The following is a 26262-nucleotide window of genomic DNA, read 5'->3' on the forward strand; positions in this document are numbered from 1 at the left end:
AAGAGGAAGTGACCATGAGCCGCACTGTATTTTGTGCTCGACTAAATAAAGAAGCCGACGGTTTGGATTTTCAACTGTACCCAGGTGAATTGGGTAAACGTATTTTTGACAACATCTCAAAAGAGGCTTGGGCACAATGGCAGCATAAGCAAACCATGCTGATCAACGAGAAAAAACTCAATATGATGGACCCTGAACATCGTAAATTGCTGGAAACCGAAATGACCAACTTCCTATTTGAAGGAAAAGAGGTCCATATCGAAGGTTACACGCCACCAAGCAAATAAGAGATACCTTATTTATTTCGAGGATAATCAATGACATCATGGTAAACGCTCTGATGTCATTTTTGTATTGGGAAGATAATGAGAAAGCTGACTTACTTTTTTATTGCAATGCTACTGGCCGGTTGTAGCCGAGAATTAGTTGAACGCATATACAGCGTCGACTATGAGCCGACCAACCGTTTTGCCAAAAACTTAGCGCAATTACCCGGGCAATTTGTCAAAGATACCGCCGCCTTAGATGCACTGATCAGCAGTTTTTCTGGCAACATTGAGAAACGCTGGGGCAGTAAAGAGATCAAAGTCGCCGGTAAAAGCAACTATGTAAAATACATCGATAATTACCTGAGTCGTTCCGAAGTCAATTTCTCCACGGGAACCATTATTATCGAAACAGTTTCCCCAACTGACCCAAAAAAACATCTGCGCAATGCCATTATTACCACCTTGCTCACGCCTGATGATCCCGCACACGTTGACCTTTTCTCTTCACAAAATATCGAATTGAATGGTCAGCCATTTTTGTACAACCAAGTGCTTGATCAAGATAAACAACCGATCCAGTGGGGTTGGCGCGCGAATCGATTTGCTGATTATCTTATTGAAAATAAATTAAAAATTAAGAACGTTGATTTCAAAAAAGCCTACTATGTGGAAATTCCTATGGTAGCGGATCATGCCTCTAAACGAGGTTATAAATACGCCGACATCGTGCACCGAGCCTCGAAAAAATATAACATTCCCGAAGATCTGATCTACGCGATCATAAAAACTGAAAGTAGCTTTAACCCCTACGCCGTCAGTTGGGCCAATGCGTATGGCCTGATGCAAGTGGTTCCTAAAACCGCAGGTCGAGATGTCTTTAAACTGGTCAAAAATAAATCTGGTGAGCCCAGTCCTGAATATCTGTTTGATCCCGAAAAAAATATTGATACGGGAACGGCCTATTTTTATATTCTGAAAAACCGCTACCTCAAAGAGGTCAGCCATCCAACGTCACTCGAATACAGTATGATTTCGGCCTACAACGGCGGCACAGGAGGAGTACTGAATACCTTTAGCAAAGATAGGAAACGAGCGATGAGGGACTTAAATTCACTGCAACCCAATCAAGTCTATTGGGCGCTGACCCAAAAACACCCTAATGCTGAATCGAGAAGGTACTTAGAAAAAGTAACAAAATTCAAAAAGGAATTTAACGCAGGTGGATAAAAAAGCGCAGCTTTGTCTAAATTCGCAGCAAACAAACCGTTTTTTCAAAATATTTCCAAAAAGCAGTTGACGATTGAAGGGAAAATCCGTTTAATAGCGCTCCGTTGCCCGGATAGCTCAGTCGGTAGAGCAGAGGATTGAAAATCCTCGTGTCGGTGGTTCGATTCCGCCTCCGGGCACCACAAATTAAATTGTTGGTGCTTTTGTTAAAGTAGCAGCAAGCAATAAATAAAGTGCGCCGACTTAGCTCAGTAGGTAGAGCAACTGACTTGTAATCAGTAGGTCACCAGTTCGATTCCGGTAGTCGGCACCATTTATTGCCTCGATAGCTCAGTCGGTAGAGCAGAGGATTGAAAATCCTCGTGTCGGTGGTTCGATTCCGCCTCGAGGCACCATTATTTGGTGCGAAGTCTTAGACTTACACAGATAATTCCCCCTTAGTTCAGTCGGTAGAACGGCGGACTGTTAATCCGTATGTCGCAAGTTCAAGTCTTGCAGGGGGAGCCACTTTTAAAGCCAAGTCTAACGACTTGGCTTTTTTATTACCTGTCATATTTATCCAATCCCCTCTACCTCTACCTCTACAACGATTGAATTATGGGTCAGTCCATTTTCCGTCAAAAACTAAAACCAGTCTGGTGAGTTTGCTCCTTTAGTGTAACCAAGCGGATAAACGTGTGTTTTTCAACGCGCTTTTATTCGCTATTTGCTCCATTCAAAGCTCCTATTTTCTTTTCAACGCCTCTTTCCCTATCTAATCTGACACTAATTTTTAACGAAAATGGGCAAAAACGAGTCACTAAGTATAGAAAAACAACAAACGACATTTTTTTTGCATTTTACTGTTGACGTTAAATGCGAAAAACCTTTTAATACACCCCGTCGCCCGGATAGCTCAGTCGGTAGAGCAGAGGATTGAAAATCCTCGTGTCGGTGGTTCGATTCCGCCTCCGGGCACCACAGTTTCTAAATTGTTGGTGCCTAGCACAGACAATAAATTTAAAGATAAAAATGTGCCGACTTAGCTCAGTAGGTAGAGCAACTGACTTGTAATCAGTAGGTCACCAGTTCGACTCCGGTAGTCGGCACCATTCTTTAAAACCTGTTCCCCCTTAGTTCAGTCGGTAGAACGGCGGACTGTTAATCCGTATGTCGCAAGTTCAAGTCTTGCAGGGGGAGCCACTTTTCATCAATGAGCACTGCTTATTGATTCGGCGCCGACTTAGCTCAGTAGGTAGAGCAACTGACTTGTAATCAGTAGGTCACCAGTTCGATTCCGGTAGTCGGCACCATTTATCTGCATAAGATAAGCAAACATTCTGTTCCCCCTTAGTTCAGTCGGTAGAACGGCGGACTGTTAATCCGTATGTCGCAAGTTCAAGTCTTGCAGGGGGAGCCACTTTCTAAAGCCAAGTTTTCAAACTTGGCTTTTTTTGTGTCTTGCGTATGCTCATAATAAAAAGAGCCAGTTTGCACCAGCTCAATCGATTGGAACGTTCGCGGTAATTCACGATAGCCGGTTACTTAAAACCCTTCTCTTTCTTAATCAAATCGTACGCATTTTGGATCTCTTGCGATTTTTCTTTCGCAACGTTCATCATCTCTGGTGGTAAGCCTTTGGCCATCAATTTATCTGGGTGATGCTCATTCATCAATTTGCGATAGGCACGTTTAATCTCTTTAGCATCCGCATCTTCACTCACGCCTAACACATCGTAAGCATCAGTGAGGCGTTCAGCTTGCGCGGCTTGTTGCCACTGCCCAGATTGCTGGTAGCCTTGCTGTTGGCCACCAAAATTTCCGCCTTGTTGAAAACGAAAGGCCGCTTCTTGCATACGCAAGCGTCTTTCCAGTTGATCGGATGAGAAACCTAAACTACGAGCGATTTTGTGCAGTACATTGCGCTCGCTAGGGTGAACATCCCCATCGGCAAACGCGGCTGATATTTGCAATTCGAGGAAAAATTGCAACAAGTCAAAGCGTCCACCCGTCGAAAGGCGCACACGCTCCAACACTTCCTCTAAAGGAAAGCCACTCTCTTTCCCCTCACGAAACGCATCTTGAGCCGCTTTACGTTGCTCACCATGTAAGTTCATACGCTCCATCATGATGGTAGCTAGCTGGATCTCTTCTTTGGTGACTTGCCCTTTCGCTTTAGCAACATGGCCCATGACCGCGAAAGCGGCTTTAAAAAATTCGTCTTGTCGCTCGGTTTGGCTTGGCCCAGAACCAAATGAGCTAGTTTTAAACCCCGCTTGATTCAAACGACGAGCTTTATCAAATTGATGCCCGAGAAACAAACCAAAAAATGCGCCAAACGGTCCTCCAAATAAGAAGCCAAAAAAAGCGCCAAGAATTTTGCCAAAAATATGCATTATGTGCTCTCAATCTATGAATTTTTCAGGAGTAAAGCGGTCTGATAGTGCCGGGAGCTTCAATTTCCTTTATGATAAGAAACGTTTTATTTTACATTCGGCCATCCATCTTCCGAATCAATCAAGTTCAAACAGGATAGTACAACTCGATGTCATGTTTTTCCCGCACCTTGTTAGCCGCTTCAATTAGCGCAGCTCTTTTTGTGCCACAGACTCAAGCAGAAGCTATGTTAGACAATAGTGCGCAGGAAATGCCCGCTATAGATCAATGTTTGATCAACGAACCTGAAGCAGAAAACTCAAGTCAGCAACCGATTAATGTCGAGGCTGATACGCTAGAAGCCGTGAACGGTGAACGCGCAAACTACTCAGGCAATGTGGTCGTTGTTCAAGGTAAAAAACGCATTCTAGCGGATACCGTTACCCTGCATCAGAAAGATAATATTGTAGTTGCGCAAGGTAATGTCAACTTCAGTGACGGTGAAGTAAGGACCATTTCTGATAAAGCAACCAACAATCTTAATACGGATTTAATGACATTAGAGAACACAAAATATCAATTTTTGTGTGAACCCGGCCGCGGTGAAGCTGTGTATATTTCCAAAACGGGTAAGGCCGTTTATGAGATAGAAGATGGTTCGATTACCTCTTGCCCTGAAGGCAATAATGCATGGCGATTGAAAGCATCCAGCATTGATATTGACCAAAATGAAGAGCAAGCCACTTTTTATAATCCGCGCTTCGAGATTCAAAATATTCCGATTTTTTATCTGCCATTTCTTACGGTGCCGATTGGCGACACACGTAAAACGGGATTTTTATACCCTACCGTTTCTTACGGTTCTAGCGATGGTTTTGAAGCCCAAATTCCTATTTATTGGAACTTAGCGCCAAACTATGACCTAGAAACGACCTTTAAATATATGCAAGAACGCGGTACGCAATTAAACAGTGAATTCCGTTATCTGAATGATTTTGGTACAGGTAACATTAAATCTGAATATTTACCTGATGATCAAAAACATCCGGAAAAGGGCAGCCGCTGGGGCTTCCAATACCAACACAGTGGTATTTTCAACCAAGCTTGGAAGTTTGAAATTGACTACTCTCAAGTCAGTGACATTAGCTACTTTAGTGATTTAGACTCAGGTATCGGTAACCGAGAAGATGGCCAGCTTATCCAAGAAGGTAAAGCCACCTACCGGACCCACAATTGGGATTCATCGATACTGGTTCGCGACTTTCAGCTGCTTACAGAAGACAAAACTAGCACCAACCAACCCTATCGCTTGATGCCACAGATTGCGTTTAATTACTATGCCCCCGAATTATTACCGTATTTGAACTTTGATATGGTGAGCCATCTATCGCGTTTTGAAACCGATGCAAGAGGAAAACCTGCAGCCACCCGAGCGCACATTGAACCAGGCTTTACTATTCCTCTCAGTAACACCTGGGGCACTTGGACAACCGAAGCGCGAGTGCTTGGTACTTATTACCAACAAGATCTCAGCGGTGTTGACCTCAATTCGGATAACTATAAATACCTAAAAGAGAGCGTTTCACGCATCATTCCGGAATTTAGAACTCATGCGGGATTAGTACTGGAAAGAGATACGGTTCTGTTTGATGATTATACGCAGACACTTGAGCCGCAGATTCAATACCTGTACGTACCGAGAGAAGATCAGCGCAATATCGGGCTGTACGATACAACGCTACTGCAAACCGATTATTATGGTTTATTCCGCAGCCGTAAATACAGTGGTGTCGATTATATTGCCCCGGCAAATCAGATCAGCTACGGTGCCTCTTCACGGTTTTTCGACGATCAGTATAAAGAACGTTTAAATATCTCTTTTGGCCAGATTTTTTACCTCAAAAAAGATCTCAAGAATTCCTCCCCTAATGAGGGAGATAATTCAGCCAACACTTCCAACTATTCGGCTTGGGCCGTCGAAATGGACTTCAACTATGATGATTTGCTCTTCTATCATGGCGGGGTTCAATACGACATTGATAGCAGTACGATGCAGCTCGCCAATAGTACTCTCGAGTACCGAGTGGGTTCTGGATACATTCAAACTAACTATCGTTACGTCACCAAAGAGTATATTGATAATACCGTTGGCGATACAATTACCAATATTAATGCCATTACCAAAGATGGCATTTCACAAGCCGGTTTACTGGCTGGGTATCAGATCTCCAAAAAGTGGAATGCTAGCGGACAGTACTTCTACGATTTAACCACGGAAAAGAGCCTGGAGTGGCTGGCTAACCTAAGCTACACCTCAGATTGTTGGTATATTGGTTTTACTTATAGTAATCAACTGCGGAAATGGGATGGTGATTTTGTTACTGACCCTAATGCTACGCCACTCTACGAAAATAACTTTAGTTTGAACTTTGGTATTGTCGGTTTTGGCACCACGATTGGTGCAGGTTCCGGAACGACGGGCGTAGACAGCGCTGGAAATTCATTAAGTTATGGTCGTCCATTTTTCCTAAACAACTAATTTATCCGGCCTTTGCTTAAGCGTAAAGGCCCTTGCTCATTTTGATAGGACTACAAATGAAATTGTGGAAACACACACTGATTGGATTGATGGCAACATTAAGCCTAAACACCGCATACGCTACTCCTGTTGAGCTCGATCGCGTCGCCGTCATCGTCAATAGTGGCGTTATTTTACAGAGTGACATTGATGGTGCATTAAAAACCTTGACCATTAATGCAAAGAAAAATGGTCAAACGCTACCAGAAGACACAGTGCTGCGTGAGCAAGTGGTTGAAAAATTGATTATTGATACCATTCAGCAACAAGAAGCGCAACGCATTGGCGTGCGCATTGACGATAACCGACTCAGTGACGCGATCGCCGACATCGCGAAAAACAATAATCAAACCCTAGAACAGCTTAACGCTTCTGTTACTGCTGAAGGGCTGACTTATGCCGAATTTCGCGAACAAGTACGTAAAGAAATTGCAGCAAGTGAAGCGCGCAATGCTTTAGTTCGTCGCCGGATCAATATATTACCGGACGAAGTGGACAACTTAGCCAATATTCTTGCGCAAGAAACCAATGCAACGGTGCAATATAAAATCAGCCACATCCAACTGCGTGTTGACGACACTCAAGATAAGGCCGCAGTAGAACAGCAAGCCAAAACCTTAGTCGAAAAACTCAACCAAGGAGCAGATTTCAGCACCATGGCTTACACCTATTCAAAAGGTCCGAAAGCGCTGCAAGGTGGTGATTGGGGCTGGATGCGCAAAGAAGAAATGCCGACAATTTTTGCCGACCAAATCAAAATGCAAAACAAAGGCTCTATTATTGGGCCATTTCGCAGTGGCGTCGGTTTCCACATTCTTAAAATTGATGACGTCAAAGGATTAGAAACCGTCGCGGTCACGGAAGTTAATGCACGCCATATTTTAATCAAACCCACGGTCATTTTAAGCGATGACGGCGTACAAAAAGAGCTACATGACTTCATTCGTCGCATTAAGGCAGGTGAAGCGACCTTTGGTGAATTGGCGCAGCAATACAGCCAAGATCCCGGCTCTGCGGCGCAAAATGGCGAATTGGGTTATCAAACACCGGATCTGTACGTGCCGGAGTTTCAACATCAAATCGAAACATTATCGGTTGGGCAAATCAGCGAACCCTTTAAAACCGTTCATGGTTGGCATATTGTCGAAGTGCTTGATCGCCGTGAAGTCGACCGCACCGACTCCGCACTGAAAAACAAAGCTTATCGCATTCTTTTTAATAGAAAATTCAATGAAGAAGCCAGCGCATGGCTACAAGAAATGCGTGCCAGTGCCTTTGTCGAAATTATACAGGACAACCAAGATGACAATTAAACGCATCGTGGTTACCGCTGGCGAGCCCGCGGGTATTGGCCCAGATTTGGTGCTGGCCTTATCAAAAGAAGATTGGGCACATCAACTGGTGGTATGCGCGGACAAAAGCTTGCTTGCAGAGCGCGCTAAAGAGCTCAATATTGACGTTATATTGGAAGACTACTTAGTCACCTCCGCACCAAAACCACAGCAAGCGGGACGGTTAGTAGTGGATCATATTCCCCTCGGCGCACCGGTGATAACGGGGAAACTGAATGAAGCCAATGGACATTATGTATTAAATACATTAGAAAGAGCCGCTTTAGGCTGTATGAATGATGAATTTGATGCTATTGTCACCGGCCCTGTGCACAAGGGGGTGATCAACCGAGCTGGCGTTGCATTTAGCGGCCACACTGAATTCTTTGCTGAAAAATCTAATACTCCACTGGTGGTTATGATGCTCGCAACAGAAGGGTTGAGAGTCGCGCTAGTGACAACACATATTCCACTGGCTTATGTATCAAAGGCAGTAACGGTCGAGCGGTTAGAAAAAATCATCACTATTTTGCATAAAGATTTGGTGGAAAAATTTGCCATTGCTCAACCCAAAATTTATGTGTGTGGTTTAAACCCACACGCGGGAGAAGATGGCTGTCTGGGCCGTGAAGAGATAGAAACCATCACTCCAACACTAGAAAAAATTCGTCAGCAAGATGGCATTAATTTGATTGGCCCACTACCAGCCGACACCATCTTCAATGACAAATACTTGCAAGATGCCGATGCTGTTTTAGGCATGTATCACGACCAAGTCCTACCCGTATTAAAGTACAAAGGCTTTGGTCGTTCAGTAAATATTACTCTTGGTCTACCCTTTATAAGAACATCGGTCGATCATGGCACCGCACTCGAATTGGCAGGGAAAGGGCTTGCGGATACAGGGAGCTTTAGAACAGCACTCGCCTACGCGATTGACTTGGTAGAAAAGAAACCTAATTAATTTCGAGAAAACTATGAGAAATGATGTCCACTTAGGGCACAAAGCGCGTAAACGTTTTGGTCAAAACTTCCTAAACGATCCATACATTATTGATGGCATCGTCTCTGCGATTAACCCTCGTCCGGGACAAAATTTGGTTGAGATCGGCCCCGGTCTTGGAGCGATAACTGAGCCAGTCGGCCGCGAAGTGGATAAATTCACTGTTATTGAGCTAGACCGTGACTTAGCTGAGCGCCTGCGCAACCACCCAGAATTATCGAGTAAATTGACGATTCACGAAGGCGATGCGATGCGCTTTGACTTCACGCAGTTGGTGAAGCCGAATAATAAACTGCGCATTTTCGGCAACTTGCCATACAACATTTCAACGCCATTAATGTTCCACTTATTTGAATTTCATAAAGATATTCAAGATATGCACTTCATGCTGCAAAAAGAAGTGGTCAACCGTTTAGCTGCCGGTCCCGGCAGTAAAGCTTACGGGCGCTTAACGGTTATGACGCAGTATTTCTGTAAAGTGGTTCCTGTGTTGGAAGTTCCGCCAACGGCCTTTGTACCACCACCGAAAGTTGATTCAGCCGTGGTGCGCTTGGTGCCTTATGAAGTACTGCCGCATCCCACGACAAACATGAAATGGTTAGAGCGTGTCTGCCGAGATGGTTTTAACCAACGTCGTAAAACCGTACGCAACTGCTACAAAGGTTTGATTGAGGTGGAAACGCTAGAAGAACTTGGGGTCAACCCTGGCATGCGCCCGGAAAACCTAACACTTGAACAGTTTGTTGCTATGGCAAACTGGTTAGACGCTCATCACGCCTAATAACGATTGAGCGATAAACGGCCAATGTCTATCGCTCATCTATAAAAACAAGGAGTTAACATGGATATCTCTGAACCTTGTATCAAAATCCAAGTCCATACCCAGTATCTCCCCGAACAGTCCAATCCCGATTTACACCGCTATATCTTTGCCTATGTGATCACCATCCGTAATCTCAGCAACCAGCAGGTACAGCTGATGAGCCGCCGTTGGTTAATTACCGATGCGAATGGCAAACAGATGTCTGTGGAAGGTGATGGCGTGGTCGGGGAACAACCGATTATCTTGCCCAATGATGAGTACCGCTATAACAGTGGTACGGCGTTGGAAACGCCAGTCGGTGTGATGCAAGGTCATTACATTATGTTAGATGAAGCGGACGCTGAATTTATTGTTGAAATTGAGCCTTTTCGTCTCGCTATTCCTAATGTTTTAAATTAAAAGAGGTAGCCGTGGCGAACTATATTGTCGGCGACATTCAAGGCTGTTTTGATGAACTACAGTGTTTATTGGCTCAAGTGCAATTCCAACCACAACAAGACACACTGTGGGTAGCTGGCGACTTAGTAGCAAGAGGCCCTAAATCTCTAGAAACGCTACGTTTTATCAAACAATTGGGTAGTTCGGCGCGTATCGTTCTAGGCAATCACGATCTTCACCTACTGGCCGTCTCGCTGGGCATCCACCCATGTAAACCTCGTGATAAAACCTTACCCATATTACAAGCGAACGATGCAACAGAGCTGCTCACTTGGTTGCGCCATCAACCGCTCCTCGCTGAACATGCTGACTTTGTCATGTGCCATGCGGGGATTTCTCCTCTGTGGGATCTTGAAACTGCACGTCAAGCAGCAAAAGAAGTCGAAAGTATTTTGCAAAGTGATCGTTGGCGTTGGCTTATCGAGCAGATGTACAGCAACACACCTGATATGTGGAGCTCGAAGCTAGAAGGGATTGACCGCTATCGCTATACCATCAATGCCTATACTCGGATGCGTTTTTGCTTTGCTGATGGGCGTCTTGATATGGCGTGCAAACTTCCCCCTCAAGAAATAAAAGATGAAGAATTGTTACCGTGGTTTGCCCTACCCAAACGCCTTAAACTCGATAAAACAGTCCTCTTTGGCCACTGGGCTGCGTTAGAAGGTTACCGCAGCGACGAAGTGATAGGGCTTGATACTGGCTGTGTGTGGGGAGGATGTTTGACCATGCTACGCTGGGAAGATAAACACTACTTCACTCAACCAGCGTTAACCCATAAAGGCTAACGAATAAAAAGATCCGGATCGTTGCTTAATATCGATCCGAAATCCTCTATTGCTTATCAAAAACCACAAACTGCATGTTGTGAGCATTTTTATCATCCGCTTGATACATTTCACGATGAACTTCTTGCCACTCACTCCCCCACTCGGGAAATTGCGTATCTCCCTCAATATTTAAGTCAATAAAGGTGAGGTATAGTTTATTGGCCTGTGGCATACAGGCTTGATAGATAGAGCCGCCACCAATGATCATCACTTCATCCACATGACCCGCAACCTCAATAGCTTCTTCAATCGAAGAGACAATACTCACCCCATCAATTGCCAATGAAGCATCACGACTGATCACGATATTATGGCGACCAGGTAACGGGCGACCAATAGACTCATAAGTTTTTCGCCCCATGATCACTGGTTTGCCCAACGTACAGCGTTTAAACCATGCAAAATCTGCCGGTAAATGCCATGGCATTTGATTATTTTTACCAATAATCCGGTTGTCTGCCATCGCGGCAATCATGCTGATGATCATAAATAAGATCCTAAAGTGTCATCACGAAAAATAGCCCATGCCCTTACACTATGGGTTTGCGCCGATAGAATAACAAACCCGGCACCGCAAGGCCAACCGCTAAGCCCGCGATAATAAACATCGCTTTTAAAAAATTATCCATCAGTATCGCCAGCAGCTCTGGCGTAAAACCAAGATGGTTAATTTCAACCATTGCAATCATCGCTTTAAAGGCAAAAACCCCGGGAACCATTGGGATCAAAGCCGCTACCGTAAACACTTTAGGGTGAGCTAAAAATTTACGCGACCAACGCACGCCAATCATTCCAACGATAGTTGCAGCAAAAAAAGTCGCCCACTCAATGGGAATTCCAAATTGCATCATTAAGTAACGTGAGCCATGACCAATCGCACCACCTAACGCACAATATTTTAGGGCTGGTACAGGAACATTAAACACCAAAGCAAAACCAACGGCTGGGATTGCAGCAAAAAACATATCATTGGCTAAACCGAGTAATAAATTCATCCAATCCATCGCTACCACCCCCATACACCCGTCACGCTCATCGCCGCAACGATGCCCAAACTAGTTGCCAACGTAAGCAAACTTGCCATCACAAAACGGGCAATACCCATATTGATATAACCTTTAAGCATATCCGCGACCGCATTAATTAAAGGAAAACCGGGGACTAACATCAGTACAGAAGAAGCCATCACAATGGTTGGTTTATTACCTAGTTGGTAGATGATAGCTTGCGCTGAAATGATCGAAGTAACAAATGAGGTCACCGTAAAGTTGACGAGCGGATTAAATTGGCGATGCCCAATCTCTTGGCGCACAATCATACCCGCCGCAGAAGCAATGAACGTCATCGTAAACACCGTCCAATCTCCGCCAGCTAAACGAGCAAATGCAGCACAAGAAAGACCAATCATCACCACAACCAACCAACGGTTGTAGCGTTCAGGGCTGATCTGATTGAGTTTTTTCTGCGCAAGGGAATAATCTAAAATCCCTTTTTCCATCATGATACAGATGCGCTGGACTTGCGTCACTACCCGCATATTGATCCCACGATCAGGACAACGGCGCGCAGTCGTAATGCAATGGCCATCGTAAACCGTGGTTAGCACAAGTGAACTCGCCGAGAGCGATACTTCCACTTCACTCATGCCACACGCCGCTCCCATGCGACGCATAATATCGCCCACCAGTGTACTTTCCGCACCATGAGCCAACAACATTTGCCCAGCTTGGGCGATCAATCGAGAAACAAGCCTCTGTTTGGATGTCATGATTCCTTTCCGAACGTCCTAAAAGCCCAATAGTGTGCCCGAAATTGGGTGCTTTAAATATGATTTAGCTATAAAAAAGCCGCAATAATTATTGCGGCTCAATCAATTCAGGAAAATTAATCACGAACATAGATAACGTGGCCGTCATCTTCTTCGTCGTCCCAATCATCCCAGTCATCACCATCTTCAGTGATCACATTTTGGCTGTTCATCTCATCTTTATGGTAATCATCCCACATAAAATCGACTTTCTGAGCTTCACTGAGCTCTTCCTGCTCACGAGGTAACGTTTCCATATAGTCAGCCAACTCACGGCACAAATCCGCCGTACCTTGTTGGTTTACTGCCGAAATTTTGAAGTATCGCCCTTCCCAAGCTAGCGCATCTAAGATCTCTTGGATCTTTTCATCGGCTTCTTCTTCAAGCATCAGATCAACTTTGTTGAATACCAACCAACAAGGTTTTTGCGACACTTTTTCACTGTATTGCTCTAGCTCATCAAAGATGGTCAGCGCATTTTGCGCAGGATCACTTTGATCAATAGGAAGAATGTCGATCATATGCAGCAACACTCGGCAACGTTCTAAGTGCTTTAAGAAGCGAATACCTAAACCAGCACCATCGGCCGCGCCTTCAATCAAGCCCGGAATATCAGCGATCACGAAACTTTTCTCAGGAACCACACTCACGACACCCAAACTTGGGATCAGCGTAGTGAAGGGGTAATCAGCGACTTTTGGCTTCGCTGCTGAAACAGAACGAATAAAGGTTGATTTACCCGCATTCGGCAAGCCAAGCATACCCACGTCAGCTAACAGTAAAAGCTCAAGGCGTAATTCGCGCACCTCACCTTTTTTACCCATGGTTTTTTGGCGTGGTGCACGGTTAACGGATGACTTAAAGCGAGCATTACCTAAACCATGCCAGCCACCTTTAGCGACCATCACTTTTTTGCCATGCTCTGCAACTTCACCCACAACTTCATTGGTGTGAATGTCAACCGCTCGAGTCCCGACAGGCACCTTCAAAGTAATGTCTTTACCGCGCTTACCTGTACAGTTAGCACCGCCACCATTTTGGCCGCGCTCAGCAGCGTAAAAGCGTTGGAATCGGTAATCAACCAAGGTATTTAAGTTTTCATCGGCTTGGATATAAACGTCTCCACCATCGCCGCCATCGCCGCCATCAGGGCCGCCTTTCGTCACGAATTTTTCACGCCAAAAGCTCACGACACCGTTACCGCCATCACCCGCTTCGACTTTAATTATCGCTTCATCAACGAATTTCATTTGTTACTCCACGCTCTTTGCGTTGCGATATCATTGTCACACAATGATATAAATTCTAGCAGATACACATTCAGGATCGACCGTGATCATCCTTCGTTTTATCCACAATTGGAACACATAAGGAGAAACTCTAGTGATTAGAGTGTCTTCTTTTCTGTTCGGCTGATAAATAAAAAACCCCACCGTAACGGCAGGGCTTTTGAGTTCAGTTAGGTATAAATTTATTCAGCGTCGATGCTAACAAATTTACGGTTTTTAGGACCTTTAACTTCAAATTTCACTTTACCTTCAGTAAGAGCGAAAAGAGTATGGTCTTTACCGATACCAACGTTAGTGCCTGCGTGGAACTTAGTACCACGTTGACGAACGATGATGTTACCTGCAAGAACAGATTCACCACCGAAACGCTTAACACCAAGACGTTTGCTTTCTGAATCGCGGCCGTTACGAGTAGAACCGCCAGCTTTTTTGTGTGCCATTGTTAAACTCTCCTAAATTACTTAAGCGTTGATGCCAGTGATTTTCACTTCAGTGAACCACTGACGGTGGCCTTGTTGTTTACGAGAGTGTTTACGACGACGGAACTTAACGATTTTAACTTTATCGCCACGACCGTGTTGTACTACTTCAGCAGTAATTTTACCGCCTTCAACAAGAGGTGCCCCAACAGTGATTTGCTCACCGTTAGCAACTAGTAGAACTTTATCAAATTCAACAGTTGCACCAGTTTCAACGTCTAATTTCTCTAAACGAAGAGTTTGACCTTCGCTTACACGGTGTTGTTTACCACCAGATTGGAAAACAGCGTACATATTTTACTCCGCTCTTTCCGCACAGCCGTATGCTTTTTATTTGAGCAATTTGGGTGTGCGCTAAACTAATCATCAATAGGGCGCAGATTCTACGCGAATGAGTACCCCAAGACAAGCCATATTTTGAAAAAATTGGCGAAAAGCTAATCGCCAATGAAAAGTGGCGCAATCATGCCTTTAAGCCTTGTATTAATCAACGTTTTTTAGTGTATTATTCGAGAATTATAGAAGAACACAACACCTTATAGGTTCTAACTTCAGCCGGATTAACCATGGATTTTAAAGCTATCCAAACGCTTACTGCCGATGACATGGCAAAAGTGAATGAAACGATTCAAGCTCAGCTCAACTCTGATGTATCTTTAATCAATCAATTAGGATTCTACATCGTCAGCGGAGGTGGGAAACGCCTGCGTCCTTTGCTGGCTATTTTGTCGGCTCGAGCCCTTGGTTATCAAGGTGAAGCGCACACTACAGCCGCTGCATTTATTGAATTCCTCCACACGGCAACCTTGTTGCATGACGACGTTGTCGATGAATCGGATATGCGCCGTGGCAAGGCAACAGCGAACGCGGCATTTGGCAATGCAGCGAGCGTGTTAGTGGGGGATTTCATCTACACGCGTTCCTTCCAAATGATGACTACACTAGGATCGTTAAGGATCCTTGAGCTGATGAGCGATGCGGTGAACGTTATCGCTGAAGGCGAAGTGCAACAATTGATGAACTGTAATGATCCAAACACTACCGAGGAAAATTACCTACAGGTGATCTACTCGAAAACGGCGCGTTTGTTTGAAGCAGCGACCCAGATTGGTGCGATATTAAGTAACGCTTCTCCTGAAATTGAAACGGCACTACAGAACTATGGTAAGTACCTTGGCACAGCTTTCCAGCTCATTGATGACGTGATGGATTACACCTCTGATGGCAGTGAAATGGGCAAAAATGTGGGCGATGATTTAGCGGAAGGCAAACCAACACTTCCTCTATTGTACGCAATGCAGCATGGTACACCCGAACAAAAAGAGATGATCCGTGAGGCCATCGAAAAAGCCAATGGCATGGAACAGCTTGATGCGATTCTAGCGGCAATGAAACAAACAGGCTCGCTTGAATACACAACCAACAAAGCGCTCGAAGAAGCCGATAAAGCGATCAATGAGCTGTCTATCCTGCCAGAAAGTGAATATAAACAAGCACTGATAGCTCTAGCTCATATGGCTGTGAATAGGACAAAGTAGAACAGCAGCTAGCTTGGACGAAGAATCGATCTTTGCCTAAAAATGCACCGCTACAAAAAGAGCCTCAATTGAGGCTCTTTTTGATTCTAAGCGTTATTTAAAACCCGCCTTGCCAAATCATGCCAAATGCAAAAACAGCCACGATCGTTAAAGCACAAGCTCCTAACTTTTCTTTGCCTTGAAAAGGATGAATGCCCTGCTCTCGTTTAGCTTTCATGTAGAAATAGAGCCCAGGTAAGTAGAGTAGCGCGGAGAGCATCAAATAGTGCAAACCAGAGGCATACAAAAGCCAAATCCCATAAATGGTGGCACAAGAACCTATCACCAGAAGTTTGCCTTTATTCTTCTGTTCAATCGCGATCTTTAACGTAAAGGCGCCGATCAAAAAATAGGGAACAAGGATCATTTCTGAAGCGAAGATCAGCAGCGTATCGTAGGTACTGCCTGCGTACATCACCAGAATCAGTGAGACCTGAATGCAAATATTGGTTAGAGTTAACGCTTTTACTGGGCTCCCCGCTTCGTTTTGCTGGGCGTAGATGGCAGGAAACATCTTATCTCTAGCACATAAAAATGGCGCTTCGGAGGCCAGGACCGTCCAGCTAAGAAAAGCACCGCACACCGAAATAATTAATCCAACACCGATAATGTACTCGCCCCAAGGACCAAGAATAGTCGTCAGCACTTTGGCCATTGAAGGGTTCTGATATTGCGCCAATTCAACTGGTTTAATCACGCCCATCGACAATAAGGTGACCAATACATAAATGGTCAACGCCGTAAGCAAACCGAGAATAGTCGCTTTACCGATATCAGCACGGTGGCGAGCACGGCTTGACACGACAACCGCTCCCTCTATTCCGATGAACACCCATACCGTGATCAACATGGTGCTTTTTATTTGATCCAGCAGATCATGGCCAACACCAAAGTGTAAGCCTGTAAAATCCAATGTGAATTTATCCCAAGAAAAAGCAAAAGCGGCACAAATGATGAACAACACTAGAGGAATCATTTTAGCAAAGGTGGTAATCAGATTAATGAATGCGGCCGTTTGTACTCCTTTTTTGACCAACGCATGCACCAACCAAAGTAATACCGATGCACTCCCAATGGAAAGCCACGTATTGCCCGCCCCAAACATCACGTTATCTGGTGCATCAAACAACATGCCTAAGGTACTAAAAACAATTACCAGATAGGAGACATTAGCCACCATGGCGCTAAACCAGTAACCCCAGGCGGAACAAAAACCCGCAAAGTCACCAAATCCTTCTCGAGCAAAACCAAATACGCCACTATTAATATGAGGTTTATGAATGGCAAGTTGTTGAAAAGAGAGCGCGAGAAAGATCATACCAACGCCAGTGATCCCCCAACCGATCATTACCGCCAAAGGGCTGGCGACTGAGGCCATGTTTTGTGGCAGGCTAAAAACACCAGCGCCAATCATTGAACCAATGACCAGTGCTGTCAGTGAGCCCAAACCAAGCTTATTATCCATGGGAACTATCCAGTGAGTGTTTACACATTAGAGGAAGGCGCTATTTTAGAGAACATATTTACCAGACATCAATCCCTATGTGATCGCGGTCACTGAGATAGTGAGTCAATAGTCAAATTCATTGCTAGGGATCAAAAAGTTTGTAAGTTCACGACGAAAATAATGCACTGCTCAGTAAAAAAAACCGCATATTACACAGTTCAAAGCATCATCATACAAAAATATTGGTAAAAACCATAAAAAATGCCGCTTGGATGAGCAAGCGGCATTTTTGTATAAGATAAGGTTATTCTTTATTTGGCGAAATCAACACCTAGCTGAATATCACCTTTCAGTGTTGTCAGCATTCCATCTAACGCGGCTTGTTCATAGGCACTCAATGCACCATAGCTCAACACTTCTTCGACACCCTCTTTACCGAGTTTAATCGGTTGTGCAAAGAATGAAGCATGCTCACTACCACCGTCAACGTAGGCACATTCCACAACACCTGGTTCACCTTGTAGTGCTTTGACTAATGATAAGCCAAAACGGCAAGCCGCTTGACCCATTGACAGTGTTGCACTGCCGCCACCCGCCTTCGCTTCCACCACTTCGGTGCCTGCATTTTGAATACGCTTAGTTAGGGCTTCCACTTCTTCGACCGTGAACTCAACCCCTTCAATTTGCGAAAGCAAAGGTAGGATAGTGACGCCTGAGTGGCCGCCAATCACAGGCACAATAATCTCGCTAGGGTTTTTATCTTTTAGCGCCGCGACAAACGTTTCTGAGCGGATCACATCCAACGTTGTCACACCAAATAGCTTACGCTTGTCGTAAACGCCTGCTTTTTTCAAGACTTCCGCTGCAATAGGTACTGTTGTATTGACAGGGTTGGTGATAATGCCCACACAGGCTTTCGGACAGACAACCGCAATCTTTTCAGCCAATGCTTTCACAATGCCAGCGTTAACATTAAACAGATCTGCGCGATCCATACCCGGCTTACGAGCGACACCAGCAGAAACAAGGACTACATCCGCACCTTCAAGCGCAGGTGTTGGATCTTCGCCAGCATAGCCTTTGATCGATACGGGAGTAGGAATGTGGCTTAGATCGGCAGCAACGCCCGGAGTCACCGGTGCGATGTCATACAGCGCCAGATCGGAACCAGCAGGAAGATGGTTTTTAAGTAGAAGTGCTAGGGCTTGACCGATGCCACCAGCGGCACCAATAACAGCTACTTTCATCGTAGTTCTCCTTGAGAATAAATCTCTTATAAATGTTTTTGTGTAGGGTATTTTTAAGCTAGAAAACTATAGCAATCACAATATGATTACAATCAATTAACGCTAGCTTTGCGACCTCGCGCAATTCGCTAAAATCGTGCTACAGCACCGATGGCAATTATGACCTTGTTTATCTTTACCGACAAAGAGTTAAGTTGCCATTCGACCAAAGTTTTACATAAAAGTTTACAGTGACCTTTTAGACACTTTTGGACGATAATTTGGCGATGACTGCATAGCTATGCGAGAATATGCAGCAATAAATGGCTAATCGAAGACGATAACTATGCGCAACAATAATGATAAGCAAGATAATCTGGTTCGTGCTTTTAAAAATCTATTAAAAGAAGAACGTTTTGGATCTCAAGGTGACATTGTCGATGCCCTGCGTAATGAAGGGTTTGATAATATCAACCAATCCAAAGTATCTCGCATGCTGACTAAATTTGGCGCGGTACGCACTCGCAACGCAAAAATGGAGATGGTCTACTGCCTTCCTGCTGAACTCGGTGTACCAACCGTATCAAGTTCACTGCGTGAATTAGTGCTAGATATAGATCACAATGCCGCGCTGGTAGTGATTCATACCGGACCAGGAGCGGCGCAGCTTATTGCTCGGTTACTTGATTCACTGGGCAAATCAGAAGGCATCTTGGGTGTGGTGGCCGGTGACGATACCATTTTTATCACACCGACACTGAACGTAACGACAAAGCAGTTGTTTGATTCAGTCTGTGATCTGTTTGATTACGCAGGGTAATTTGTCACTAAACGCATTTCATCTCACTCTCTAGTAGAATCACACTGAGTCAAGTCGGCGTGATTCTCTTCACATCTTCAGCAATAAGTTGTCACAGCAGAAAGAGGAATAACTCCTTGATAGGCAAGCTATTGCCATATTTTGGCTCTGACAATAACGCTTATTGATAGCCAATTTCGCTACATTTTTTAACATTCCTGTAATTATGTGTCGATTTTTTGGTATTATTTAGCCACTTTTTCAACATACGGATTGAAAAAGATGCCGTTTCTAGATGAGGAAACTCCCCCGATACCCAAACAACTTGAAGTTGCGGGTAGGCGGCAAGTGAGTCAGTCGTCATAAGCATGGATAATTCTGTGATTAGGGTGAACGAACGTAGCCAACACCACAGCAACTTCAGGTGGGAAGGGTGTAACAACAATTATCTATGGGGTTAATAATGAATAAGGAAGGAAAATTCATGGCATTGAATAAATTGATTAAAGTTGGAATTATTGCAGCAGCGGTCATGGGTACAGGTACGTTAAGCGCACAAGAGTTCATTACGATTGGTACAGGATCCGTCACTGGTGTTTACTACCCGACAGGTGGTGCTATTTGTAAGCTGGTTAATAAAGGGCGTAAAGATCACAACATTCGCTGCTCAGTAGAATCAACGGGCGGATCGATCTACAACGTGAACACGATTCGTGCAGGTGAACTCGATTTCGGTATTGTTCAATCTGACTGGCAGTACCATGGTTATAACGGTACCAGTGAATTTGCCGAGCAAGGCCCGAATAAAAAACTGCGCGCAGTATTTTCCCTTCATACCGAACCTTTTAATATCATTGCCCGCGCCGATTCAGGCATTGAAAACGTGGCTGACTTGAAAGGTAAACGTGTCAACATTGGTAACCCAGGTTCTGGTGACAGGGCAACAATGGCTGTTGTAATGGATGCATTTGGTTGGACCAATGACAGCTTCAAACTGGCTTCTGAGCTCAAAGGCTCTGAGCGCTCTCAAGCATTGTGCGACAATAAAATAGATGCCTTTATTTATATGGTTGGCCATCCAAATGGTTCAATCAAAGAAGCAACGACCTCATGCGATGCAAAACTCGTCTCTGCTACTGGCCCTGAAATTGAAAAAATTGTTGCCAATAACCCTTACTACGCTTACAGCACGATTCCTGCTGGCATGTACCGTGGAACAGATAAAGATGTAACCAGTTTTGGTGTGGCTGCGACCTTGGTATCAAGCACTGATGTGTCTGATGAAGTCGCATACAATTTGGTCAAAGCGGTATTTGAAGATTTTGATACCTTTAAACGTCTTCACCCTGCCTTTGCTAACTTGAAAAAAGAAGACATGGTGAAAGCGGGGATCTCCATTCCTCTTCACCCTGGCGCAGAAAAATACTACAAAGAAATCGGTCTGCTAAAATAATTTCGCATCGCGAAAACCAACAATAGCGATACCGAATCAAAGGAGGCTGAACGTCTCCTTTGATTGCCCTTTCAGTCACGAGCGATATGCCCTTTATCCCTTGGCGTTATGGTCAGCGATGATGGCCTGTCCTCTTACGTTTACAACGACTCTCTGGGCACATTTGGGTTTTAAATGATTTAACAACCCACCTTTTGTTCTGTTCCGCAATAGCCCACTTCTCATTAGCAGTGAATTGACCCTGTGACCAACCGAGACGTAGGCAGCCAATAATAAGGATAACGTACATGACGAAGACACTTACTCCGTCAACCGATGTGCAGGAAATGGTAGCGCAATCTGATACCGGCGCAAGAAACCCTCACGGCTTGCCGGGGCGCATTTTGTGGTTTGTCCCACTATGTTGGTCACTATTCCAACTTTGGTATGCTTCACCGCTGCCCTTTATTTTTAACTTTGCCATCTTAAACGATACGCAAGCACGAGCCATTCACCTCACATTCGCTGTTTTTCTCGCCTTTACGGCCTACCCTGCGTTAAAGAACTCACCACGCGATCGCATTCCATTGATTGATTGGATTTTGGCATTGGCGGGCAGTTTCTCTGCTGCTTACATCTATTTATTTTACAATGAGTTGGCTGGTCGCTCCGGTGCGCCAACCTTGATTGATATAGCGGTCTCTGTCACAGGAATGGTGCTATTACTTGAAGCTACCCGCCGAGCGTTAGGACCACCACTGATGTTGGTCGCTGCACTCTTTTTGCTCTACACCTTTGGTGGCCCCTACATGCCGGATGTGATCGCTCATAAAGGAGCGAGCCTAAACAAAGCGATGTCTCATTTATGGCTGACCACTGAAGGGGTTTTTGGGGTGGCTCTTGGAGTTTCCACCTCTTTTGTGTTCTTGTTTGTTCTATTTGGCGCAATGCTTGAACGAGCTGGCGCAGGTTCCTATTTTATCAAAGTAGCCTTTTCATTGTTGGGCCACATGCGAGGCGGTCCCGCGAAAGCAGCGGTTGTAGCCTCAGGCTTATCGGGGCTAGTGTCTGGCTCATCGATTGCAAACGTAGTTACCACCGGTACTTTTACCATTCCCTTGATGAAACGTGTCGGCTTTCCCGGAACAAAGGCGGGCGCTGTTGAAGTAGCCGCTTCCACCAATGGCCAATTGACCCCGCCTATCATGGGTGCTGCCGCATTTTTAATGGTGGAATATGTCGGTATTTCCTATGTTGAAGTGATCCGTGCGGCGCTACTACCAGCGCTTATCTCTTATATTGCCTTAATTTATATTGTCCATTTGGAAGCCTGCAAAGCAGGAATGAAAGGCCTACCTCGCCGTCATACACCAACATGGGTGCAAAGCTTACTTTCATTTACGGGTACTATTTTAGGGCTTTGCGTTCTCAGCGCTGTTGTTTACTACGGCATTGGTTGGACCAAAGAAGTGTTTGGTGACGCCGCTACTCCAATTGTTACGGTCGCGCTTTTACTGACTTATGTCGCTCTGATTAAAATTTCGTCTCGCTACGCCTCAGAAAGTGCAATGGATATGGATATCCAAGAAGTACCCGACCCTGGGCCGACGGTAAAATCAGGGCTTCATTACCTGCTACCTATTGTGGTGCTCGTATGGTGTTTGACGGTCGAGCGCTTCTCGCCTGGATTATCCGCTTTTTGGGCCACGATATTTATGGTCTTCATTTTGATCACTCAGCGGCCAATCATGTCGTTACTCAATAAGAGCAATGATTTGAACACGCAAGTGAAGGCTGGGTTTGTTGATCTTGCCGAAAGCTTGGTTTCGGGCGCGCGGAATATGATTGGCATTGGTGTGGCAACCGCTGCCGCAGGAACCGTCGTTGGTGTCGTCACCTTGACTGGCATTGGCTTAGTGATGACCGATTTTGTTGAGTTTATATCCGGTGGCAGCGTCATACTGATGCTGATTTTTACCGCCGTGATCAGCCTCATTCTTGGTATGGGCTTACCGACCACCGCCAACTACATCGTCGTATCAACCTTAATGGCTCCCGTCATTGTGACACTGGGAGCCGCTCATGGTCTTATCATCCCATTGATTGCCGTACACTTATTTGTGTTCTATTTTGGCATTTTGGCAGATGACACCCCACCAGTTGGCTTGGCGGCATTTGCCGCAGCCGCTATCGCTAAATCAGACCCTATTCGTACAGGTATTCAAGGGTTTGCTTACGATATTCGTACCGCCATTTTGCCCTTTATGTTCGTATTCAACACTCAACTACTGCTAATGGGAATTGATACATGGTGGCACTTAGCGTTAACCATTTTCTCGGCCATTACCGCAATGCTGCTGTTTTCTGCTGCGACTCAAGGTTGGTGGCTAACTCGCAATAAGTGGTGGGAAACCGTCTTGTTGTTGGTGCTGACGTTCTCGTTCTTCCGACCCGGTTTTTGGTGGGACATGATTTATCCTGCGACCGAACTGCACCCAGGCACAGAGATAGCGCAAATTGTAGAAAACCTCGATGTGGGTCAATCGATAGAGCTTATCGTCGCTGGTGAAACCATTGAAGGTGATTACTTATCAAAAACAGTACTACTCCCTTTTGATGATCAAGCGTCAACGGCAGAACAGCGTATTCAATCAATGGGGCTAACCCTGAAAGAAACCAGTAATCGTATGCTGGTGGATATGATTGAGTTTGGTAGTCCAGCTGAAGCTGCAGGCATAGATTTTGATTGGGAAATCCGCTCAGTTGTGTTGGAAAGCCAACGGCCAATGAAAGAGTGGGTTTTCTTACCTGCATTATTATTAGTGCTGACGCTAGCTTGGAATCAAAAACGCCGTATGAGAACACAAGAAATACGCGCTTAATCAATATGCCTAGCACGAGCTAGGCATATACTTTACGGAAACAAGGTGCTCTAAAGCACCCTATCGTAGATGAGATAATCCATAATGTATAAACACATCCTTGTTCCAGTGGACCTTAATGAAAAAGGCTTTTCTGACAAAGCCGTTGAACTTGCTGTTTGGCACGCGACACATTCCAATGCTGAAATTCATCTTTTAAATGTATTACCTGGTATCCACATGTCGATGGTCGCCACATACTTCCCGAAAGATGCCGCGGCGAAAATGAAAGAAGACGTCAAGCAACAGCTAAAACAGTTTGCTGATCAACATATCGCTGACGAAATAATCTACAAACTGCATGTAGCGGAAGGTAAAGCCTACACCACCATTTTAGATTACGCAGAAAAGCTCGGAGCTGATTTGATTATCATGCCAAGCCATAAACGATCGAAGATCGATAAAGTGATGCTGGGATCGGTAGCCAGTAAAGTAGTGCAAAACTCGCCAATCAATGTACTGGTTGTCAAGCCGCAAGGATAGAAACCCTGCATCGTCATAAAAAAGCGCATGAGGCGCTTTTTTTATGCCAACGATAAGCGCCTCAGTTAGGAATTGGCTATCAAACTAATAGGCTCAATTATCTTTACTTGTTGAGAATAATTATCAATAATGTTTACATCAACCCGATAACCGTTTAGGTGAACATTATGAAAAAAACGCTTAGCTTTGCCGCGATCCATTTCAGTATTGCGTTTACCGTCGTTTATCTACTTACGGGCGACATTATTCTTGGTAGTCTGATTGCCATGCTTGAGCCGATGGTCAATACCGTTGCTTTTTACTTTCACGAAAAAGTATGGGCGCACTACACCCCACTGCACCGCTACTCACAATCGGCCAAAATTAAAACAGGTAGCTTTGCTGTAGTGCACTTCAGTGTTGCATTTAGCGTGGCATATATTATGACCGGAAGTTTTGTCATTGGTGGTGTTTTAGCCATGATCGAACCAAGCATTAATACGTGTGCTTACTACTTCTACGAGAAGTTCTGGCAAAAGAGGCATCCGCAAGAATGGTCACCAATGAAATGCTCTCATTAACTGTACGTTGATCAGATAGGAAAATGGGTAACACAGAGATCTTCGCTTAACGCGATATGGAAGGATTGCTGCTGACCATCAAGTTGCACCGATAAGGTATACAAATCATTCGGGTTAAGCTGTGTAAGATCTGCGTACTTCGGCGCTTCCACTTGAAATAAAGCACTGGCGTGCTGATGGCGCACATCAATAGGTAACTGATAGCTCATACCATTAAATTTCACCACCGCGGAAACTAATCCTGGTGCGTAGGTTTGATAATGTAAGTGAACCAAAAACTCACAGCCACCACCATAGTGCCAGATTTGCTCAGTGGTAACATGCTCTAAACGAACATGACGAATGCATTGCAGATAAGGCTCTTGCCAAATACCCATTCGCTCATCGTATTTCTTCACCGAGTGGTGTCCCAATGGGCATAATTGCGGTAAATCTTGATCCTCCAGCAACCACTCTTCTTCTTGCTCAACAAACAAAATTTCGAATCGATTGCGGCCGAGTTGCAGCAAAGGCCGAATGTCTTTTTTATACACCGCTTGACTGCCATCACAATCAAATAGTGCCACACCGTTTAAACGTATTTCCGCATAAAAATCGATCCCCTCAAGCACAAGATCAATTGCAGCAAAACCAAGCATCACTTCATCCACCTCAACATCATGCATCAAATGCCACTCTTGCTCGGCAATTTGTGCTTCTGTCATATCGTGAGGTAATACTTGGCTAAGAGGCGCAGGAAAACAAAGATCATCTTGCGGGATCGATAAATCAGTCAACGGTGAAAGCTGCCAAAAGCCAGCAAGAGAAATTCGCATAATAAACTTGAGCTAGATCAATGTTGAGCGATTATATACAAAATAAATAAAGATGTGCTGACAAAAATAATGATTCGTCACTAAAGTGCCCCGCTAGCTTTGCATAGCTAAAAAGTATCCACCGGCATAGCCGGTGGTTTTTCATATGCGCCTATAAGGCTTTCCTACTGGCAGCGCCCTAGCAGGCGCATAGTGATCTGACATTTGCATATGACTATTTCCTGCGGCCCGTAAACGGGCTACCTGAGTACGGGAGCGATAATTGCTCTCCCATTTTATCCTGCTCTAGTTGGTGCTTTATGTAACTTTGTATCTTCTCGGTATTTTTTCCTACCGTATCTACATAATACCCTCGACACCAAAATTCTCGATTCCTGTACTTGAACTTCAAATCTCCAAATCGCTCATATAGCATCAGGCTACTTTTTCCTTTCAAATACCCCATAAATGATGAAACACTCATCTTCGGTGGTATTTCTAAAAGCATATGAATATGATCTACGCAGCACTCCGCTTCAATAATATTCACACTTTTCCATTCACATAGTTTTCTAAGTATCTCGCCTACTGCCC

General features: G+C 44.7%; 25 protein-coding genes and 9 tRNA genes. 23 read left to right on the forward strand and 11 right to left on the reverse strand.

Annotated features, from left to right (window positions below; genetic code table 11):
- Positions 1-14: 14 nt before the first annotated feature.
- The 11 genes from AACT18_RS08530 (at position 15) to AACT18_RS08580 (ending at position 2895) form a co-directional block, all read left to right on the forward strand.
- On the forward strand, positions 15-287 hold the full coding sequence (locus tag AACT18_RS08530; protein ID WP_010320634.1) for an oxidative damage protection protein: 273 nt from the start codon (positions 15-17) through the stop codon (positions 285-287).
- Between the two features lie 78 nt (positions 288-365).
- Positions 366-1496: a membrane-bound lytic murein transglycosylase MltC gene (gene mltC / locus AACT18_RS08535; protein ID WP_094124570.1), complete on the forward strand. Its 1131-nt coding sequence runs from the start codon at positions 366-368 to the stop codon at positions 1494-1496.
- Between the two features lie 106 nt (positions 1497-1602).
- Positions 1603-1678 (forward strand) — tRNA-Phe (locus AACT18_RS08540).
- Between the two features lie 55 nt (positions 1679-1733).
- Positions 1734-1809, forward strand: a tRNA-Thr gene (locus tag AACT18_RS08545).
- Between the two features lie 6 nt (positions 1810-1815).
- Positions 1816-1891 (forward strand) — tRNA-Phe (locus AACT18_RS08550).
- A gap of 36 nt (positions 1892-1927) precedes the next feature.
- Positions 1928-2003, forward strand: a tRNA-Asn gene (locus tag AACT18_RS08555).
- A 377-nt stretch (positions 2004-2380) separates the two neighbouring features.
- Positions 2381-2456 (forward strand) — tRNA-Phe (locus AACT18_RS08560).
- Positions 2457-2511: 55 nt separating this feature from the next.
- A tRNA-Thr gene (locus AACT18_RS08565) sits at positions 2512-2587 on the forward strand.
- A gap of 15 nt (positions 2588-2602) precedes the next feature.
- Positions 2603-2678, forward strand: a tRNA-Asn gene (locus AACT18_RS08570).
- A 34-nt stretch (positions 2679-2712) separates the two neighbouring features.
- A tRNA-Thr gene (locus AACT18_RS08575) sits at positions 2713-2788 on the forward strand.
- A 31-nt stretch (positions 2789-2819) separates the two neighbouring features.
- A tRNA-Asn gene (locus AACT18_RS08580) sits at positions 2820-2895 on the forward strand.
- Positions 2896-3016: 121 nt separating this feature from the next.
- On the opposite strand, the gene djlA is transcribed toward AACT18_RS08580, so the two are convergent.
- Positions 3017-3871: a co-chaperone DjlA gene (gene djlA / locus AACT18_RS08585; protein ID WP_017050643.1), complete on the reverse strand. Its 855-nt coding sequence runs from the start codon at positions 3869-3871 to the stop codon at positions 3017-3019.
- 149 nt (positions 3872-4020) lie between these two features.
- Between djlA and lptD the strand changes: the two genes are divergently transcribed.
- Genes lptD through apaH form a run of 6 tightly spaced genes read left to right on the forward strand, consistent with a single transcriptional unit; the run spans position 4021 to position 10812 of the window.
- Entirely contained in the window at positions 4021-6390 is a 2370-nt protein-coding gene (gene lptD, locus AACT18_RS08590; RefSeq protein WP_094125382.1) for an LPS assembly protein LptD, read from the forward strand.
- Positions 6391-6446: 56 nt separating this feature from the next.
- Complete coding sequence (surA, locus tag AACT18_RS08595; RefSeq protein WP_019282297.1) at positions 6447-7742, forward strand: peptidylprolyl isomerase SurA; 1296 nt, start codon at positions 6447-6449, stop codon at positions 7740-7742.
- Positions 7732-8724 (forward strand): 4-hydroxythreonine-4-phosphate dehydrogenase PdxA, encoded by a 993-nt coding sequence (gene pdxA / locus AACT18_RS08600; RefSeq protein ID WP_017043800.1) that lies wholly within the window; start codon positions 7732-7734, stop codon positions 8722-8724. Before surA ends, pdxA begins: the two co-directional genes overlap by 11 nt.
- Before the next feature lie 13 nt (positions 8725-8737).
- Complete coding sequence (rsmA, locus tag AACT18_RS08605; protein ID WP_013857835.1) at positions 8738-9544, forward strand: 16S rRNA (adenine(1518)-N(6)/adenine(1519)-N(6))-dimethyltransferase RsmA; 807 nt, start codon at positions 8738-8740, stop codon at positions 9542-9544.
- Between the two features lie 60 nt (positions 9545-9604).
- Positions 9605-9985, forward strand: a complete 381-nt coding sequence (apaG, locus tag AACT18_RS08610; protein ID WP_013857836.1) for a Co2+/Mg2+ efflux protein ApaG — start codon at positions 9605-9607, stop codon at positions 9983-9985.
- 11 nt (positions 9986-9996) lie between these two features.
- Positions 9997-10812 (forward strand): bis(5'-nucleosyl)-tetraphosphatase (symmetrical) ApaH, encoded by an 816-nt coding sequence (gene apaH / locus AACT18_RS08615; protein WP_013857837.1) that lies wholly within the window; start codon positions 9997-9999, stop codon positions 10810-10812.
- 46 nt (positions 10813-10858) lie between these two features.
- On the opposite strand, the gene folA is transcribed toward apaH, so the two are convergent.
- From folA to rplU, 6 genes are all read right to left on the reverse strand, one after another.
- A complete protein-coding gene (folA, locus tag AACT18_RS08620) occupies positions 10859-11341 on the reverse strand; it encodes a type 3 dihydrofolate reductase (RefSeq protein ID WP_094125426.1) in 483 nt (160 codons plus the stop codon).
- A gap of 43 nt (positions 11342-11384) precedes the next feature.
- Complete coding sequence (locus AACT18_RS08625; RefSeq protein ID WP_013857839.1) at positions 11385-11873, reverse strand: threonine/serine exporter family protein; 489 nt, start codon at positions 11871-11873, stop codon at positions 11385-11387.
- Entirely contained in the window at positions 11861-12622 is a 762-nt protein-coding gene (locus tag AACT18_RS08630) for a threonine/serine exporter family protein (RefSeq protein ID WP_013857840.1), read from the reverse strand. The genes AACT18_RS08625 and AACT18_RS08630 overlap by 13 nt, the downstream gene beginning before the upstream one ends.
- A 116-nt stretch (positions 12623-12738) precedes the next feature.
- Complete coding sequence (gene cgtA / locus AACT18_RS08635; RefSeq protein ID WP_010320622.1) at positions 12739-13911, reverse strand: Obg family GTPase CgtA; 1173 nt, start codon at positions 13909-13911, stop codon at positions 12739-12741.
- Between the two features lie 221 nt (positions 13912-14132).
- The gene (gene rpmA, locus AACT18_RS08640; protein WP_010320621.1) at positions 14133-14390 is read right to left on the reverse strand and encodes a 50S ribosomal protein L27; all 258 of its coding nucleotides are present in this window, start codon (positions 14388-14390) and stop codon (positions 14133-14135) included.
- A gap of 21 nt (positions 14391-14411) precedes the next feature.
- Entirely contained in the window at positions 14412-14723 is a 312-nt protein-coding gene (gene rplU, locus AACT18_RS08645) for a 50S ribosomal protein L21 (protein WP_010320620.1), read from the reverse strand.
- Between the two features lie 272 nt (positions 14724-14995).
- Here rplU and ispB point away from each other — a divergent pair, with 272 nt between their 5' ends.
- Positions 14996-15967, forward strand: a complete 972-nt coding sequence (ispB, locus tag AACT18_RS08650) for an octaprenyl diphosphate synthase (protein WP_017047084.1) — start codon at positions 14996-14998, stop codon at positions 15965-15967.
- 97 nt (positions 15968-16064) lie between these two features.
- On the opposite strand, the gene AACT18_RS08655 is transcribed toward ispB, so the two are convergent.
- The gene (locus AACT18_RS08655) at positions 16065-17471 is read right to left on the reverse strand and encodes a basic amino acid/polyamine antiporter (RefSeq protein ID WP_094125427.1); all 1407 of its coding nucleotides are present in this window, start codon (positions 17469-17471) and stop codon (positions 16065-16067) included.
- A 293-nt stretch (positions 17472-17764) separates the two neighbouring features.
- Entirely contained in the window at positions 17765-18700 is a 936-nt protein-coding gene (gene mdh / locus AACT18_RS08660; RefSeq protein WP_094125428.1) for a malate dehydrogenase, read from the reverse strand.
- 325 nt (positions 18701-19025) lie between these two features.
- On the opposite strand from mdh, the gene argR reads away from it, so the two are divergent.
- The 5 genes from argR to AACT18_RS08685 all read left to right on the forward strand — a co-directional run bounded on the left by argR (position 19026) and on the right by AACT18_RS08685 (position 24874).
- Positions 19026-19499 carry a transcriptional regulator ArgR gene (argR, locus tag AACT18_RS08665; RefSeq protein ID WP_013857844.1) on the forward strand — a complete coding sequence of 158 codons (474 nt, stop codon included), beginning with the start codon at positions 19026-19028 and terminating at the stop codon, positions 19497-19499.
- Positions 19500-19962: 463 nt separating this feature from the next.
- Positions 19963-20931, forward strand: coding sequence for a TAXI family TRAP transporter solute-binding subunit (locus AACT18_RS08670; protein ID WP_026027829.1), 969 nt, complete (start codon positions 19963-19965; stop codon positions 20929-20931).
- A 287-nt stretch (positions 20932-21218) separates the two neighbouring features.
- Positions 21219-23792, forward strand: coding sequence for a TRAP transporter permease (locus tag AACT18_RS08675; RefSeq protein WP_013857846.1), 2574 nt, complete (start codon positions 21219-21221; stop codon positions 23790-23792).
- Positions 23793-23876: 84 nt separating this feature from the next.
- Positions 23877-24314, forward strand: a complete 438-nt coding sequence (locus tag AACT18_RS08680; RefSeq protein WP_013857847.1) for a universal stress protein — start codon at positions 23877-23879, stop codon at positions 24312-24314.
- A gap of 167 nt (positions 24315-24481) precedes the next feature.
- Positions 24482-24874: a DUF2061 domain-containing protein gene (locus AACT18_RS08685; protein ID WP_161439661.1), complete on the forward strand. Its 393-nt coding sequence runs from the start codon at positions 24482-24484 to the stop codon at positions 24872-24874.
- Between the two features lie 11 nt (positions 24875-24885).
- Here the strand turns inward: AACT18_RS08685 and AACT18_RS08690 are convergent, their stop codons facing one another.
- Positions 24886-25689 (reverse strand): glycosyl hydrolase 2 galactose-binding domain-containing protein, encoded by an 804-nt coding sequence (locus AACT18_RS08690; protein ID WP_013857849.1) that lies wholly within the window; start codon positions 25687-25689, stop codon positions 24886-24888.
- A gap of 214 nt (positions 25690-25903) precedes the next feature.
- On the reverse strand, positions 25904-26262 hold a 359-nt coding region (gene tnpA, locus AACT18_RS08695; protein WP_094146622.1), incomplete at its 5' end, for an IS200/IS605 family transposase.

This window comes from Vibrio sp. V04_P4A5T148, from assembly GCF_963875605.1.
Taxonomy (GTDB): Bacteria; Pseudomonadota; Gammaproteobacteria; order Enterobacterales; family Vibrionaceae; genus Vibrio; species Vibrio anguillarum.

Excerpts from the sequence above, each read along its gene's own strand:
- AACT18_RS08670 (WP_026027829.1), top strand. The coding sequence starts at position 19,963 with ATGGCATTGAATAAATTGATTAAAGTTGGAATTATTGCAGCAGCGGTC.
- pdxA (WP_017043800.1), top strand. The coding sequence starts at position 7,732 with ATGACAATTAAACGCATCGTGGTTACCGCTGGCGAGCCCGCGGGTATT.
- AACT18_RS08530 (WP_010320634.1), top strand. The coding sequence starts at position 15 with ATGAGCCGCACTGTATTTTGTGCTCGACTAAATAAAGAAGCCGACGGT.
- ispB (WP_017047084.1), top strand. The coding sequence starts at position 14,996 with ATGGATTTTAAAGCTATCCAAACGCTTACTGCCGATGACATGGCAAAA.
- AACT18_RS08680 (WP_013857847.1), top strand. The coding sequence starts at position 23,877 with ATGTATAAACACATCCTTGTTCCAGTGGACCTTAATGAAAAAGGCTTT.
- AACT18_RS08690 (WP_013857849.1), bottom strand. The coding sequence starts at position 25,689 with ATGCGAATTTCTCTTGCTGGCTTTTGGCAGCTTTCACCGTTGACTGAT.
- AACT18_RS08630 (WP_013857840.1), bottom strand. The coding sequence starts at position 12,622 with ATGACATCCAAACAGAGGCTTGTTTCTCGATTGATCGCCCAAGCTGGG.
- AACT18_RS08675 (WP_013857846.1), top strand. The coding sequence starts at position 21,219 with ATGACGAAGACACTTACTCCGTCAACCGATGTGCAGGAAATGGTAGCG.
- folA (WP_094125426.1), bottom strand. The coding sequence starts at position 11,341 with ATGATCATCAGCATGATTGCCGCGATGGCAGACAACCGGATTATTGGT.
- rplU (WP_010320620.1), bottom strand. The coding sequence starts at position 14,723 with ATGTACGCTGTTTTCCAATCTGGTGGTAAACAACACCGTGTAAGCGAA.
- surA (WP_019282297.1), top strand. The coding sequence starts at position 6,447 with ATGAAATTGTGGAAACACACACTGATTGGATTGATGGCAACATTAAGC.
- mltC (WP_094124570.1), top strand. The coding sequence starts at position 366 with ATGAGAAAGCTGACTTACTTTTTTATTGCAATGCTACTGGCCGGTTGT.
- argR (WP_013857844.1), top strand. The coding sequence starts at position 19,026 with ATGCGCAACAATAATGATAAGCAAGATAATCTGGTTCGTGCTTTTAAA.
- apaG (WP_013857836.1), top strand. The coding sequence starts at position 9,605 with ATGGATATCTCTGAACCTTGTATCAAAATCCAAGTCCATACCCAGTAT.
- lptD (WP_094125382.1), top strand. The coding sequence starts at position 4,021 with ATGTCATGTTTTTCCCGCACCTTGTTAGCCGCTTCAATTAGCGCAGCT.
- rsmA (WP_013857835.1), top strand. The coding sequence starts at position 8,738 with ATGAGAAATGATGTCCACTTAGGGCACAAAGCGCGTAAACGTTTTGGT.
- mdh (WP_094125428.1), bottom strand. The coding sequence starts at position 18,700 with ATGAAAGTAGCTGTTATTGGTGCCGCTGGTGGCATCGGTCAAGCCCTA.
- cgtA (WP_010320622.1), bottom strand. The coding sequence starts at position 13,911 with ATGAAATTCGTTGATGAAGCGATAATTAAAGTCGAAGCGGGTGATGGC.
- djlA (WP_017050643.1), bottom strand. The coding sequence starts at position 3,871 with ATGCATATTTTTGGCAAAATTCTTGGCGCTTTTTTTGGCTTCTTATTT.
- AACT18_RS08655 (WP_094125427.1), bottom strand. The coding sequence starts at position 17,471 with ATGGATAATAAGCTTGGTTTGGGCTCACTGACAGCACTGGTCATTGGT.
- rpmA (WP_010320621.1), bottom strand. The coding sequence starts at position 14,390 with ATGGCACACAAAAAAGCTGGCGGTTCTACTCGTAACGGCCGCGATTCA.
- AACT18_RS08625 (WP_013857839.1), bottom strand. The coding sequence starts at position 11,873 with ATGGGGGTGGTAGCGATGGATTGGATGAATTTATTACTCGGTTTAGCC.
- AACT18_RS08685 (WP_161439661.1), top strand. The coding sequence starts at position 24,482 with ATGAAAAAAACGCTTAGCTTTGCCGCGATCCATTTCAGTATTGCGTTT.